The 14,412-nt window shown below is 57.5% G+C and carries 14 protein-coding genes and 2 tRNA genes; 5 read left to right on the top strand and 11 right to left on the bottom strand.

Translation table 11 applies throughout. The annotated features are described in order from the left end of the window. Nucleotides 1-15: 15 nt before the first annotated feature. From cysC to cysG, 4 genes are read right to left on the bottom strand one after another with little or no spacing between them, the layout of a single operon-like run. Nucleotides 16-621, bottom strand: coding sequence for an adenylyl-sulfate kinase (gene cysC / locus ACWPW2_RS18850; protein WP_279794304.1), 606 nt, complete (start codon nucleotides 619-621; stop codon nucleotides 16-18). After that, nucleotides 621-2,048 (bottom strand): sulfate adenylyltransferase subunit CysN, encoded by a 1,428-nt coding sequence (gene cysN, locus ACWPW2_RS18845; RefSeq protein ID WP_454124684.1) that lies wholly within the window; start codon nucleotides 2,046-2,048, stop codon nucleotides 621-623. The genes cysC and cysN overlap by 1 nt, the downstream gene beginning before the upstream one ends. A gap of 9 nt (nucleotides 2,049-2,057) precedes the next feature. Beyond that, a complete protein-coding gene (cysD, locus tag ACWPW2_RS18840; protein WP_023481127.1) occupies nucleotides 2,058-2,966 on the bottom strand; it encodes a sulfate adenylyltransferase subunit CysD in 909 nt (302 codons plus the stop codon). 9 nt (nucleotides 2,967-2,975) lie between these two features. Then, nucleotides 2,976-4,382, bottom strand: coding sequence for a siroheme synthase CysG (gene cysG / locus ACWPW2_RS18835; protein ID WP_454125278.1), 1,407 nt, complete (start codon nucleotides 4,380-4,382; stop codon nucleotides 2,976-2,978). A gap of 245 nt (nucleotides 4,383-4,627) precedes the next feature. Here cysG and ACWPW2_RS18830 point away from each other — a divergent pair, with 245 nt between their 5' ends. Beyond that, nucleotides 4,628-5,665, top strand: coding sequence for an aminopeptidase (locus ACWPW2_RS18830; protein ID WP_454124682.1), 1,038 nt, complete (start codon nucleotides 4,628-4,630; stop codon nucleotides 5,663-5,665). A 90-nt stretch (nucleotides 5,666-5,755) separates the two neighbouring features. Here the strand turns inward: ACWPW2_RS18830 and rlmM are convergent, their stop codons facing one another. From rlmM to ACWPW2_RS18810, 4 genes are all read right to left on the bottom strand, one after another. Next, entirely contained in the window at nucleotides 5,756-6,856 is a 1,101-nt protein-coding gene (rlmM, locus tag ACWPW2_RS18825) for a 23S rRNA (cytidine(2498)-2'-O)-methyltransferase RlmM (RefSeq protein WP_454124680.1), read from the bottom strand. Beyond that, a complete protein-coding gene (locus ACWPW2_RS18820; RefSeq protein ID WP_023481135.1) occupies nucleotides 6,849-7,244 on the bottom strand; it encodes a DUF423 domain-containing protein in 396 nt (131 codons plus the stop codon). Before ACWPW2_RS18820 ends, rlmM begins: the two co-directional genes overlap by 8 nt. A gap of 40 nt (nucleotides 7,245-7,284) precedes the next feature. Beyond that, nucleotides 7,285-8,199, bottom strand: a complete 915-nt coding sequence (gene gcvA, locus ACWPW2_RS18815) for a glycine cleavage system transcriptional regulator GcvA (RefSeq protein WP_023481079.1) — start codon at nucleotides 8,197-8,199, stop codon at nucleotides 7,285-7,287. Between the two features lie 351 nt (nucleotides 8,200-8,550). Beyond that, a complete protein-coding gene (locus ACWPW2_RS18810) occupies nucleotides 8,551-8,778 on the bottom strand; it encodes a YgdI/YgdR family lipoprotein (RefSeq protein ID WP_023481080.1) in 228 nt (75 codons plus the stop codon). A gap of 201 nt (nucleotides 8,779-8,979) precedes the next feature. On the opposite strand from ACWPW2_RS18810, the gene csdA reads away from it, so the two are divergent. Together csdA and csdE are read left to right on the top strand one after the other, a co-directional pair. Then, on the top strand, nucleotides 8,980-10,185 hold the full coding sequence (csdA, locus tag ACWPW2_RS18805; RefSeq protein WP_454124677.1) for a cysteine desulfurase CsdA: 1,206 nt from the start codon (nucleotides 8,980-8,982) through the stop codon (nucleotides 10,183-10,185). After that, a complete protein-coding gene (gene csdE, locus ACWPW2_RS18800; RefSeq protein WP_454124675.1) occupies nucleotides 10,185-10,634 on the top strand; it encodes a cysteine desulfurase sulfur acceptor subunit CsdE in 450 nt (149 codons plus the stop codon). Before csdA ends, csdE begins: the two co-directional genes overlap by 1 nt. Here csdE and tcdA read toward each other — a convergent pair. Beyond that, a complete protein-coding gene (tcdA, locus tag ACWPW2_RS18795; RefSeq protein ID WP_042713386.1) occupies nucleotides 10,619-11,431 on the bottom strand; it encodes a tRNA cyclic N6-threonylcarbamoyladenosine(37) synthase TcdA in 813 nt (270 codons plus the stop codon). The genes csdE and tcdA overlap by 16 nt on opposite strands. A 69-nt stretch (nucleotides 11,432-11,500) precedes the next feature. Next, a complete protein-coding gene (gene mltA / locus ACWPW2_RS18790) occupies nucleotides 11,501-12,607 on the bottom strand; it encodes a murein transglycosylase A (protein WP_034813802.1) in 1,107 nt (368 codons plus the stop codon). 205 nt (nucleotides 12,608-12,812) lie between these two features. Here mltA and ACWPW2_RS18785 point away from each other — a divergent pair. Further along, nucleotides 12,813-12,889, top strand: a tRNA-Met gene (locus ACWPW2_RS18785). A 54-nt stretch (nucleotides 12,890-12,943) separates the two neighbouring features. After that, nucleotides 12,944-13,020, top strand: a tRNA-Met gene (locus tag ACWPW2_RS18780). Between the two features lie 99 nt (nucleotides 13,021-13,119). On the opposite strand, the gene amiC is transcribed toward ACWPW2_RS18780, so the two are convergent. Further along, the gene (gene amiC, locus ACWPW2_RS18775; protein ID WP_454124672.1) at nucleotides 13,120-14,373 is read right to left on the bottom strand and encodes an N-acetylmuramoyl-L-alanine amidase AmiC; all 1,254 of its coding nucleotides are present in this window, start codon (nucleotides 14,371-14,373) and stop codon (nucleotides 13,120-13,122) included. Between the last annotated feature and the right edge of the window lie 39 nt (nucleotides 14,374-14,412).

The following is a 14,412-nucleotide window of genomic DNA, read 5'->3' as shown; positions in this document are numbered from 1 at the left end:
ATCGCCAGTACCGTCTCAGGATCTGATAATATCTCCCTGCCGCAGCAGGTCTAATAATTGGCTGACCAAATTTGTTACCAATTGTTCGCCATCGAGGTGCACTTCCGGCGCTTCCGGCGCTTCATACACCGAATCAATGCCGGTGAAATTACGCAGCTCACCGGCGCGCGCTTTCTTGTACAACCCCTTCGGATCGCGCGCTTCGCAAATCGCCAGTGGCGTATCGACAAACACCTCAATGAAACGCCCCTCGCCGAGGCGTTCACGCACCATCTGCCGCTCGGCGCGATGGGGCGAGATAAAGGCGGTCAACACCACCAGCCCCGATTCGACCATCAGCTTCGCCACTTCTCCGACCCGGCGAATATTCTCTTTACGATCCGCATCGCTAAAGCCTAAATCGCTGCACAGACCGTGGCGCACGTTATCGCCATCAAGCAGATAGGTGCTGACGCCCGCCTGGTGCAGCGCCTCTTCCAGCGCCCCCGCCACGGTCGATTTACCGGAGCCGGAAAGCCCGGTAAACCAGAGCACAACCCCACGATGGCCGTGGAGCTGCTCACGCTGCTGCGGCGTCACTGGATGGGCATGCCAGACGACGTTTTCGTCATGCTGCGCCATTATTTGCCTCCCAGCAGATCGCGCGCGCCCCAGTGCGGGAAGTGCTTACGCACCAGCTGGTTCAGCTCCAGTTCAAAAGCGCTGAATTCCGATGGTACAACCTGCGCATCGGTGTGCACTTCACGCACCATGCCCGCGCCAACGGTGACGTTGCTCAGGCGATCGATAAAGATCATCCCGCCGGTCACCGGGTTCTGCTGATAAGGGTCGAGGGTCAGCGGCTCATCAAAGGTGACGTCGACCAGCCCGATACCGTTCAGCGGCAGATTTTCCACTTCGCGCTGGGTCAGGTTGTTGATATCCACCTGGTACTGCACAGCGTCGATGCGCACGCGGGTTTTCTTGCCCGCCACTTTGACCTCAAAACTTTGGCCCGCCTGCAACGGCTGCTCCGCCATCCACACCACATCGAGCGAGGCGCGCTGCACCGACGGCAGTGTTTCCTGCGCGTCGAGGATCAGATCGCCGCGGCTGATATCAATCTCATCTTTCAGCACGAGGGTAATCGCTTCGCCCGCGCCCGCTTCCTGCAGATCGCCATCAAAGGTGACGATACGCGCGATGGTTGACTCCACGCCCGACGGCAGCACTTTGATGCGCTGCCCGACCTTGACCACGCCGGAGGCCAGCGTACCGGAGAAACCGCGAAAATCGAGGTTCGGGCGGTTAACATACTGCACCGGGAAGCGCATCGGCTGGCTCTCTACCACGCGTTTGATTTCAACGGTTTCGAGCATCTCCAGCAGCGTCGGGCCGCTGTACCACGCCATTTTGTCGCTCTGGCTGGCAACGTTGTCGCCCTCCAGCGCCGAGAGCGGCACAAAGCGAATATCGAGATCGCCCGGCAACTGTTCGGCAAAGGTGAGGTAATCCTGGCGAATAGAATCGAAGGTCGCTTCGCTGAACTCCACCAGATCCATCTTGTTCACCGCCACCACCAGGTGTTTGATGCCAAGCAGCGTAGAGATAAAGCTGTGGCGGCGGGTCTGATCCAGCACGCCTTTGCGCGCATCGATCAGCAGGATCGCCAGATCGCAGGTGGAGGCACCGGTCGCCATATTGCGGGTGTACTGCTCATGCCCCGGCGTGTCGGCAATAATAAATTTGCGCTTCTCGGTGGAGAAGTAACGATACGCCACGTCAATGGTAATGCCCTGCTCGCGCTCGGCCTGCAGGCCATCCACCAGCAGCGCAAGATCGAGTTTCTCGCCCTGGGTGCCGTGGCGTTTGCTGTCATTGTGCAGCGTTGAGAGCTGATCTTCGTAGATCTGGCGAGTGTCGTGCAGCAGGCGGCCGATCAGCGTGCTCTTGCCGTCATCGACGCTGCCGCAGGTAAGAAAACGCAGCAGGCTTTTGTGTTGCTGGGCATGCAGGTACGCTTCAACGCCGCCTTCATCCGCAATTTGTTGTGCAATAGTGGTGTTCATGGCGGCTCCTTAGAAATAACCCTGGCGTTTTTTCAGCTCCATCGAGCCGGCCTGATCGCGGTCGATCACGCGCCCCTGGCGCTCGCTGGTGGTCGAGATCAGCATCTCTTCGATGATCTCCGGCAGCGTCTGGGCGTGGGACTCCACCGCGCCGGTCAGCGGCCAGCAGCCGAGGGTACGGAAGCGCACCATGCGTTTTTCAATCACTTCACCCGGCTGCAGATCGATGCGGTCATCGTCGATCATCATCAGCATGCCGTCGCGCTCCAGTACCGGTCGCTCGGCGGCCAGATAGAGCGGCACGATCTCAATATTTTCCAGGAAGATGTACTGCCAGATATCCAGCTCGGTCCAGTTGGAGAGCGGGAAAACGCGGATGCTTTCGCCTTTGTTGATCTGGCCGTTGTAGTTATGCCACAGCTCCGGACGCTGGTTTTTCGGATCCCAGCGGTGAAAACGGTCGCGGAAGGAGTAGATTCGCTCTTTAGCGCGCGACTTCTCTTCATCACGGCGCGCGCCGCCAAATGCGGCGTCAAAACCATACTTGTTCAGCGCCTGCTTCAGCCCTTCGGTTTTCATAATGTCAGTATGTTTCGCACTGCCGTGCACGAACGGGTTGATACCCATCGCCACCCCTTCCGGGTTTTTATGCACCAGCAGTTCACAGCCGTAGGCTTTGGCGGTACGGTCGCGGAATTCATACATCTCGCGGAATTTCCAGCCGGTATCGACATGCAGCAGTGGAAACGGCAGCGTGCCCGGATAGAAGGCTTTACGCGCCAGGTGCAGCATCACGCTGGAGTCTTTGCCGATGGAGTACATCATCACCGGATTGGCAAACTCGGCGGCCACTTCGCGAATGATATGGATGCTTTCCGCCTCCAGTTGTCGCAGGTGAGTGAGTCGTTTTTCGTCCATATCCCTTCCTTAAGCCAGATTAATCACGGAAGCGTCAAACGCCGCCGTAGCTGTCGTTTGCTGGAACCAGGCCAGTTCGCGATGAAGCGCAACCACTTCACCCACCACTAACAGGGCGGGCATCGGCGCGCCTGTAGCCAGTTCCTCAAGTTGTTCTAATGTGCCGGTAGTAATCTGTTGATCGGCGCGCGTGCCGCGGGAGATCACCGCCACCGGCGTGGTGCGCTCGCGGCCGTGGGCAATCAGCTGTGCGCTGATCTCGGCCGCTTTCATGGTGCCCATATAGATCGCCAGCGTCTGGCGGCTTTGCGCCAGCTGCAACCAGTCGAACGGCGCGCTGTCGGCTTTGTAGTGGCCGGTAACGAAGGTGACGCTCTGGGCGAAATCCCGGTGCGTCAGCGGAATACCGGCATACGCCGTCGCGCCCGATGCCGCAGTAACGCCCGGCACCACCTGGAACGGGATACCCGCTTCAGCCGCCGCCTGTAGCTCTTCACCGCCGCGACCAAAGATAAAGGGATCGCCACCTTTCAGGCGCACGACGGTTTTCCCCTCCTGCGCCGCTTCTACAAGCATGCGATTGGTTTCGTGCTGCGGCACGGCATGCACGCCCGCCCGTTTACCAACGCAGATCTTCTCCGCGTCGCGGCGGGTTAACTCCAGCACCGCATCGCTCACCAGATGGTCGTAAAAGACCACATCGGCCTGCTGGATCACCTGCAAACCGCGCAGGGTTAGCAAGCCCGCATCGCCCGGCCCGGCTCCGACGAGGATAATCTCGCCGCTAGCCGATCCCGGATGTTGTAACTCCGCTTCCAGCGCCCGCTCTGCCGCAGGCTCATCGCCCGCTGCCATCAGGCTGGCGAAACGCCCGCGAAAGGCGCTCTCCCAGAAGCGACGGCGATCGTCCGTGGTGCGGCGAAACGCTTTGATGCGCGTGCGCCAGCGCCCGGCCACCGCCGCCATCCGCCCGAGATTCCCCGGCAGCAGCGCCTCAATCTTTTCACGCAGCAGACGCGCCAGCACCGGTGCATTGCCGCCGGAGGAGATGGCGACGATCAGCGGCGAACGGTCAACAATAGAGGGGAAAATAAAGGAGCAGAGCGGCTGATCGTCCACCACGTTAACCAGCCGATGGCGCGCATTGGCAGCGTCGAAGACCCGGCGATTAAGCGCGGAATCGTTAGTTGCAGCGATCACCAGAAACACTGCATCAAGCTGCGACTCATCAAACTCCGTAGCTATCCAGTGAACGGCCTGCTCATCGGCAAGCTGTTGCAGTTGCGGATCGAGTCGTCTGGCCACTATCTGTACGTGCGCGCCCGCACGGCGCAAAAAGGTGATTTTGCGCGCGGCAATTTCACCGCCGCCAATCACTAAAACAGGGCGGTCTTTTACAGCAGCAAACAGAGGCAGGTAATCCACAACGTTGTAACTCACTCACAGCCAGCAATAGGGGGACTATAGGGGGCGCGTTAGAACGAATGAAATTACGAATTGGAATGAGTAGTTCCGCAAAAGAATAAAGAGATGGGAAAGCTCATACCAAAAAGTGCTTAAGGTGAGATTTTTCGCATGGTTAACAACAAATGAAATTGTGCAAACTCCGTCACAGTTTCATACTAAGCCCGTTTAAAATCTTGCTGCATAAAGGACTCACTATGTTTTCCGCATTGCGCCTCCGTACCGCTGCCCTGGCGCTCGGCGTATGCTTTATCCTTCCGGTTGCTGCCCGCTCTTCCCAACCCGGTGACATGGCAAATGAACAGGCGCGACATATCGCCAGCCTCTTTCCCGGCCGCATGACCGGCACGCCGGCCGAAATGCTCAGCGCGGACTATCTCCAGCAGCAATTTTCCCAGATGGGTTATCAGAGCGATATCCGTAAGTTCAAAACCCGCTACCGCTACAGCACTAAAGATAATCAGCAGAGCTGGCAGAATGTGACCGGCAGTTCGGTGATCGCCGCCCATGAAGGGCGCGTGCCGCAGCAGATTATCGTGATGGCGCATCTTGATACCTACGCGCCGCAAAGCGATGCCGACGTCGACAATAATCTGGGTGGCTTAACGTTGCAGGGCATTGATGACAATGCCGCGGCACTTGGCGTAATGCTTGAACTGGCGCAGGCGCTAAAAACGACGCCGACGGAGTACACCGTGCGCTTTGTCGCCACCAGCGGCGAAGAGGAGGGTCAGCTTGGCGCAGAGAGCTTTCTCGATCGCATGAGCGAGAAAGAGCGCAAAAACACCCTGCTGGTGATTAACCTCAATAACCTGATCGTTGGCGACAAACTCTATTTTACCAGCGGCAAAAATACCCCGGCCTCGGTGCGCAAACTGACGCGCGACCGTGCGCTGGCGATTGCCCGCTCGCACGGCATTCAGGCGTTAAGCGCCCCGGCGAGTGCGGAGAAGCGCAGCGCCTGCTGCCATGATGCGCAGGTGTTTGATAACGCGATGATTCCGGTGCTGTCGGTGGAAGCCGCCAACTGGTCTCTGGGCAATAAAGATGGCACTCAGCAAAGGGCAAAGTCGAAGGCGTTTCCGGATGGCGTGAGCTATCACCGCGCGCGGCTTGATAACCAGCTCTATATCGATAAGGCGCTACCGGGGCGAATTGAACACCGCAGCCGCGATGTAATGCGGATTATGCTGCCGCTGGTCAAAGAGTTAGCCAGGGCGGGAAATAAAAAATAAGCCTGCAGGTTTTAGTTGCAGGCTATCTGAACAGGGGCAGTGCGCAACATACAGTACGCGAAGTTTTGAGCACCGCTCCGTTTAGAAGGATTAACGCTCGTCCCTGCGCCCACCCACTGCCGCCCACATTCTGCGAATATGAACCGTCACCTCTTCACGATCGTGATAGAGCTGACGCGCCTGGATCTGCGCGGCGATGCCGTGCTCATCCAGCTGCTGCTGAATATAGGCGAGATTGTTGGAAACCTCTTCATAGCGCTTTTTCATCGGCAACTTGAGGTTAAAGATGGTTTCACGACACCACCCTTCCGTCAGCCACTGCGCCATCAGCGCCGCCACTTTTGCCGGTTTCTCGACCATATCGCACACCATCCAGGAGATGTTGCTGCGCGTCGGACGATAGCGGAAACCATCTTCGCGCAGCCAGGTCACCTGGCCGGTGTCCATCAGGCTCTGCGCCATCGGACCGTTATCCACGGACGAGACCCACATGTTGCGCTTCACCAGTTGGTAGGTCCAGCCGCCGGGGCAGGCCCCAAGATCAACGGCATACATGCCGTTCGCCAGGCGTTCGTCCCACTCATCGGCAGGAATAAAGACGTGAAACGCCTCTTCCAGCTTCAGCGTCGAGCGGCTCGGCGCATCGGACGGGAACTTCAGGCGCGGAATGCCCATATAGAAAGGTGAGTTGTTGTATGAGTAGGAGTAGCCGGTGTAGCAGCAGCCTGGTGCAATAAAGAAGATATGCACCACCGGGCGGCTCGCCGAGTCGCTGCGCGCAAGAATGCCCGCTTCACGCAGCGCACCGCGCAGCGGCACGGTGAACTTGCGGCAGAACTTCATCAGCTCTTTGCTTTCGTTGGTGTCGGCCACTTCAACGCGCAGATCGCCGCCCTTCTCCACCACGCCCTGCAACATGCCAACGATCGGCGTAATGCGATCGTCCGGCGGCAGGTCGCGCAGCAGTTCCCCGACGACAAACATCTGGCGGGCAAAAATCAGCGAGCTGAACGGCAGCTCGCGCGCCAGTTTGTCGGCATCCTCTTGCTGATAGCACTCAAAAATGACATAGCCCGCGTTCTCTTTGACGCGGGCGAAACCGAACACGTTCTGGCGTCCGGCTTTATCGGTAATTTCGGCTGCGCACTCTTTATCAAAACCCGGGCGGCACAGCAATACCACTTTATTCATGAACAACGCCCCTACGTTTCAGACGAATTGCGCCAATTAACATTAATGCCCAGCCGATTAAGAAGCAGACGCCGCCGACCGGGGTAACAAACGCCCACAGGCGTAAATGGGAGAGCGCGAGGCAATAGAGGCTACCGCTGAACAGCACGGTGCCGAGTGCCAGGAACACGCTGCTCCAGTAAAACCAGATGCTGATGCGGCGCTGCATCGCCACCGCAAGACCGAACACCGCTAAGGTGTGGAACGCCTGATACTCAAGGCCGGTCTGGATCCAGCTCATCTCGGTGACGCCGAGTGACTTGCTTAACACGTGCGCGCCGAATGCGCCCAACGCGACAAAGATAAAACCGCTTATTGCGGCAAAAATCAGCATAAAACGGCTGGTCATGTTACTTCCCCAAGAGTCATACGCGCCCTGCGCGCGCGAATTATTGTTCGTAGCGGAAACGGAATTTTTCCTGCTCGCTTGCCGCTTTGGCCAGGATCCACTGACGAAAGGCCGCTATTTTACCCAGTTCTGCCTGGCTGTCATGACAAACCAGATAAAAAGCATTTTTACTCACCAGCACATCATTAAACGGGCAGACCAGACGACCCGCTTCGATCTCCGATTGCGCCATCACATTGTTTGCCAGCGCCACGCCCTGACCGTGGATCGCCGCCTGTAACACCATTGAGCTGTGGCTGAAGATCGGCCCCTGCTGAACATTGAGGTTAACGCCTAACTGACGGGTATAGGTTTGCCAGTCGCGGCGCGAAGCATCATGTAAAAGGGTATGGCGAGCCAGATCGTCCGGCGTCTTTAGCGCTTTCTCGCCGGTCAGCAGCAGCGGCGAGCAGACCGGGAGCAGATATTCGGCATAGAGTTTTTCCACGCGCAGCCCCGGCCAGTTGCCGCGACCGTAGAAGATCGCTACGTCGACATCGTCGGCGAGCTTGTCCTCTTCGCGGTCGACCGCCTGGATACGCACGTCGATTCCCGGATAAGCTGAGTTAAAGCTGGAGAGTCTTGGCACCAGCCACTGAATAGCGAAACTGGGCAGCAAGCTGACGGTGAGCGCGCCCTTGGCGCTGCGCGCCTGCAATTTGCGGGTGGCTTCATTGAGCTGGGAAAATATCTCTTTGATATCCTGAAAATAACTCTGCCCCTCCTCCGTTAACAGCAGCGAACGGTTGCGGCGGCGAAAGAGTTTCAGGCCGAGAAAATCCTCGAGAGACTTGATTTGGTGGCTTACTGCGGCCTGCGTCACAAATAGCTCATCGGCCGCGCGGGTGAAACTTAAATGGCGGGCAGCGGCATCAAAAACACGTAATGCATTAAGAGGTGGTAATCGCTTGGACATGGTTTATCAGGCTTAGAAGTAAACTGAATTTAACAAACAGGAAACAGTAGTTAACCTATTAGTTTTTTTTATCTGAGCCATTATAAATTGTCCGTTGAGGTTGCACCAGCAAATACCTATAGTGGCGCCACTTCCTGAAGCCGGAACGAAAAGTGTTTTGGAATTGAGATTCTGAAGGGCTTTTGGCTTACGGTTGTGATGTTGTGTTGTTGTGTTTGCAATTTGGTCTGCATTTCAGACCCCGGTAGCGACGCTACCCCTTTTTCACTTCCTGTACATTTACCCTGTCTGTCCATAGTGATTAATGTAGCACCGCAAATTGCGGTGCTTTTTTTTGCCTGGCGCCCGGGATTATTTCTCCAGAGCAACCATCTCTTTCACGTCAGAACGGTTAATCTGCTGCTCATTACCGTTCGCGTCTTTGTAGGAAATCATTCCTGTCTGGTCGTCAGTTTTCGGCTTGCCTTCGGAAATGATTGTACGGCCATCGTTGGTGTGCAACGCGTAGTTCGGGCTGGAACAGGCGCTCAGGGCGAAAGCTAAAGTACAAGCAGAAATAATTGCGGCAGTCTTCTTCATCTTCTTCTCCTTGATTTATTCTGGCAATTAATGCTGTGAAATACTCTTACTGGAAGAGTCTCAAACACGTTACTTACACTTATCAGCATAACCTGCTTACGCAGTTCCGCCAGTACAAACAGATAATTCCGATGGTTATCAATCCCCTTGCCCACGGAAAAAAAGTGCGCGACCATCGTCGGCCTACAGATGAGGATAAGTATGAACGCATTTAATCCTTCGCAGTTTCGCGCCCAGTTTCCGGCGCTGGCCGACGCGGGTGTCTACCTCGACAGCGCCGCGACCGCGCTGAAACCGCAGACGGTAATTGACGCTACGCAGCAGTTCTACAGCCTGAGCGCTGGCAATGTCCACCGCAGCCAGTTTGCCGAAGCACAGCAGCTCACCGCCCGTTACGAAGCCGCACGCGACCAGGTCGCCACGCTGCTCAACGCCCCTTCCGGCAAAAATATTGTCTGGACGCGCGGCACCACCGAGGCGATCAATATGGTTGCCCAGTGCTATGCCCGCCCGCGCTTACAACCTGGCGATGAGATCATTGTCAGCGAGGCGGAGCACCACGCCAACCTGGTGCCGTGGCTGATGGTCGCGGAGCAGACCGGCGCAAAAGTGGTGAAACTGCCGCTGGCGGACGATCGCCTGCCGGATCTTAACCATCTCCCTGCCCTTATCACCTCCCGCAGCCGGATTCTGGCGCTGGGACAGATGTCCAACGTCACTGGTGGCTGCCCGGATCTCGCCCGCGCCATTACGCTTGCCCATCAGGCCGGCATGGTGGTGATGGTCGATGGCGCACAGGGCGTGGTCCATTTTCCTGCCGACGTGCAGCAGCTGGATATCGATTTTTACGCCTTCTCCGGCCATAAACTCTATGGTCCGAACGGCATTGGCGCGCTGTATGGCAAAGCGGAGCTGCTGGAGGCGATGACGCCATGGCTCGGCGGCGGCAAGATGATCAGCGAAGTGACCTTTGCGGGTTTCACCACGCAGCCGGTGCCTTATAAGCTGGAAGCGGGTACGCCTAACGTGGCGGGGGTGATTGGCTTAAGCGCCGCGCTGGAGTGGCTGAACGGAATTGATATTGCGCAGGCTGAACGCTACAGCCGCGGGCTGGCAACGCTGGCGGAGGAGCAGCTGGCACAGCGCCCCGGTTTCCGCTCATTCCGCTGCCAGGACTCCAGCCTGCTGGCCTTCACGTTTGACGGCGTGCATCACAGCGATATGGTGACGCTGCTGGCGGGTTACGGCATCGCTCTGCGCGCGGGCCAGCACTGCGCCCAGCCGCTGCTCGCCGCGCTTGGCGTCAATGGCACGCTACGCGCCTCATTTGCGCCCTATAATACTCAACAGGATGTCGATGCGCTGGTCAGCGCCGTCGACCGTGCTCTGGAACTATTGGTGGATTGATGACAAGCCCTGCATTCGCCGGACATCCGTTCGGCACCGTGGTCACTGAAGAGACACTGCGCCAGACCTTTGGCGCGCTCAACGCGTGGGAAGAGAAGTACCGCCAGCTGATTATGCTCGGCAAGCAGTTGCCTGCCGCAACGGACGAGATAAAAGCGCAGGCGCAGGAGATCCCCGGCTGCGAAAACCGCGTCTGGCTCGGCTCAACGCGTCTGCCCGACGGCACGCTGCACTTCTTTGGCGACAGCGAAGGGCGCATCGTGCGCGGTTTGTTAGCGGTCTTGCTGACGGCGGTGGAGGGCAAACGCCCTCAGACGCTCACAGAGAACGATCCGCTGGTGCTGTTTGATGAGTTAGGGCTGCGCAATCAGCTGAGCGCTTCGCGCAGCCAGGGGCTGGCGGCGCTGGCGGCCGCCGTGCAGGAGCAGGCTCGTCAGGCGCTGGCCTGACGCTCTGCTTTCGCCATCAGTTTTTTTAACGCATGGGAGACCGCGACAAAGCCAAAGGTGGCGGTCACCATCGTTGCCGCACCAAACCCGGCGGCGCAATCCATCCTTTTTGGCCCTTCTGCGCTGCTTTTCATCGCACACACCGAACCATCCGCCTGCGGGTAGACCAGCGCTTCGGTTGAGAAGACGCAGTCGATACCGAGTTTGCCTTTGCTGTTTTTCACCACGCCGAAATCGCTCTTCAGCCGCTCGCGCAGCTTCGCTGCCAGCGGATCCTGAATGGTTTTCGCCAGATCGCTCACCTGGATCTGCGTCGGATCGATCTGCCCGCCCGCGCCGCCGGTGGTTACCAGCGGGATCTTATTGCGCCGGCAATAGGCAATCAGCGCCGCTTTTGGCCGCACGCTATCAATAGCGTCAATCACATAGCTGAACGAGGTGCTCATCAGCTGCGCCACATTATCAGCGGTGACGAAATCGTCGATCACCGTGACACGGCACTCCGGGTTGATATCGCGAATGCGCGCGGCCATCACTTCCGCTTTCGCTTCACCAACGGTATCGCGCAGGGCGTGGATCTGCCGGTTGGTGTTGGTGACGCAGACATCATCCATATCAATCAGCGTGATGGCGCCAATTCCGGTGCGCGCCAGCGCTTCGGCGACCCACGAGCCAACGCCACCAATGCCGACCACGCAGATATGCGCATCGGCAAACCACTGCAGCGCTTTTTCACCATACAAACGCGCCGTCCCGCCAAAGCGCTGGCGCCAGGCGTCGCTGATTACTGCTGACATATGAAACCTCAAGCTGAAACAGAGAACCCCCTCCGGGACCGGAAGGGGTGAAGAGTTTACCACATTCCCTTAGCCGCTAAAGACGTTGCCCGTCAGACCCGCGCCCGGCGCGTTCTTTAATATCCAGACACGGCCATAGTGGTTATACCAGCCGGCGCGATGCCCGGCTTCCGCGCCGATACCCTGGTAGATGTCGAAGTGCTGGCCTTTAATTGCCCCGCCAACATCCAGCGCCACCATCAGGCGCAGCTCATACTGGCCGTTGAATTTGCCTTTACTGTCCAGTTGCGGCACTTCTGCCAGCAGCGTAGTGCCCGGTGGGATCACGGTTTTATCAGAAGCAACCGACGCGCGGCCAATCAGCGGCACGGAGCTGGCGCCTTTTACCGGAGCCCAGGATTGCGGTTTAAAGAAGACAAAGGAGGCGTTCTCCTCCAGCAGCGCGCGCACTTCCGCTTCGCTGTGCTTCTCGCCCCACTCGCGAATCGCCTGCATCGACATATCTTCACGCTTTACTTCACCGCGATCGATCAGCACTTTGCCGATGCTGCGATAGGCGTGGCCATTTTTACCGGCGTAGCTAAAGAAGTTGAGCGGGCTGCCGTCACCGAAATCAATATAGCCGCTGCCCTGCACATCCATAATGAAGTTGTCCATCAGCGAGTTGCTGTAGGCCAGCACATAGTTCTCGCTGAGCGCCCCGGCGTAGATCTCCGCACGCGAAGGCAGGCGGCCGCGTTTTGACGGCATGCGGTAGATAGGATACTGGAACTCGCCCTGGCGGGTATGGCGCGCCTGCACTACCGGCGTGTAGTAGCCGGTAAACTGCACGTTGCCATAGTTGTCTGTGCCTTCCATCTGCCAGGCATCAATGCCGTACTGGCGCAGCGAGCGGGTATCGCCCCCGGCGCGCAGCCAGGCTTCAATCGCGTTATAGACGCTGCTCTGGTTGCCATACAGGCGCGGCGCAGAGCTTCTGATCTGGCTCACCTGCTCGGAGAAGTCTCCGGCATTAATCGGTGCGCCCACGGCGTCAGGCTGATTAACGAGGGAAAAAGGCTGAGAGAATTTTCCGTCTTTATACTGTTGACCGCGATCGGTCGGTTTAGAAGAGCAGGACGCGAGAAGTGCCACCATCGCGCCTGTGAGTACGAACCTAGCCCAACGTGCTTTCATTGTTTCTCATCTTTTGGTTAACCCCAAGCCGGATGAAGATAACAAACCGCTGTGGCTAATGAAATGCACACGAACATTCCGATATCAGTTTTGTTTAAATCTTAAGCACATTGTGTTGTTTTTAAACATAAAGTCCTTAAATCGACAAATGTCGCAAAAAAAGGTTGCATCAAATCGTCTACGGCGTATAGTGCGCTTCCACGGACGCGGGATGGAGCAGCCTGGTAGCTCGTCGGGCTCATAACCCGAAGGTCGTCGGTTCAAATCCGGCTCCCGCAACCAATTAAAATGTGGAAGAAAGAAAAAGTTTACATGATGGAAGTGTAAACAGACGGACGCGGGGTGGAGCAGCCTGGTAGCTCGTCGGGCTCATAACCCGAAGGTCGTCGGTTCAAATCCGGCCCCCGCAACCAACACAATAAACACACCTAACGGGTGTTTTTTTGTTTCTGGCGTTTGTAAAACCGCGTAGCAAACAAGACAAAAAAATGGCGCCCTTCGGCGCCATTCTGTTATTCCCTTCTCGCCAGCGTCGCGCCATCCGCGAAGTAGGCTTTAATCCCTGCCAGAATCGACTCTGCGACTTCCTGCTGGAATTTTGCGGTCTTGAGCTTACGCTCCTCTTCCACATTACTGATAAATGCCGTCTCAACCAGAATCGACGGGATATCCGGCGCTTTCAGCACCGCAAAGCCCGCCTGCTCGACGCTGTTCTTATGCAGGTTATTGACGCGCCCCAGCTTATTAAGCACCGCTTTGCCAAACTTCAGGCTGTCGTTGATGGTCAGCGACTGCACCATATCGAACATGGTGTGATCGAGATAGCGATCACCACTTTTGCTCACGCCACCAATCAAGTCCGCCGCGTTCTGCGTATCCGCCAGATATTTCGCCGCCGTACTGGTCGCCCCTTTGGTCGAGAGCGCGAAGACGGAGGAACCGTGCGGCTGGCGGCTGCTGAAAGCATCGGCATGAATCGAGACAAAGAGGTCGGCGCGCTGCTTCTGCGCTTTCGCCACCCGCACCTTCAGCGGAATAAAGACATCCTCATTGCGGGTCATATAGGACTTCATATTGCCCTCTTTCTCGATCAGCGCATGCAGGCGGCGGGCGATTTGCAGCACCACATCCTTCTCACGGGTTTTATATTTCCCCGTCGCCCCCGGATCTTCCCCGCCATGGCCGGGATCGAGCATGATCACAATCGGCCTGTCGCGCCCGGCTTTGCCCGGCTGCGGACCGCTCTGCGCGGGCGGCACCTGCTTATCAAGATCGCCCTGGTTGTACTCTTCAAGCAGCGCCAGCAGCGGATCCTGCACATCCTGCGCATTCGCCGGATAGAGATCCATCACCAGACGCTCTTTGAAGCCTGCGACCGGCGCCAGCGCAAAGAGTTGCGGTTTCACATTCTGCTTAAGTTCAAACACCATGCGCACCGTCTGCGGATCGAACTGACCCACGCGGGCTGATTTGATAAAGGGATCGTCACTGCGGATCTGCGTTCCCATGCCTTTGAGCACGGAGTTGAGGTGGACGCCTTGCAGATCCACCACCAGGCGGTCGGGGTTGCTCAAGGCGAACTGTTTGTACTTCACCACGCGGTTCGATTCCACCGTCACACGGGTATAGCTCGACGCAGGCCAGACGCGCACGGCGACCACCTGACTGACGGCGGCCAGGCCAACCTGGCTCACGCTTAATAACCACATCGCCCCCGCACCCTGTAATAATTTGCGGCGGCTCAGCGCTGAATGACTTCCCGACATGCTTCTCCCGAGCAATTTGTTTAAATAATGCTTAACGTC

Source organism: Kosakonia sp. Marseille-Q7440 (assembly GCF_965119485.1).
This window is presented reverse-complemented; position numbering and strand designations above follow the sequence as displayed.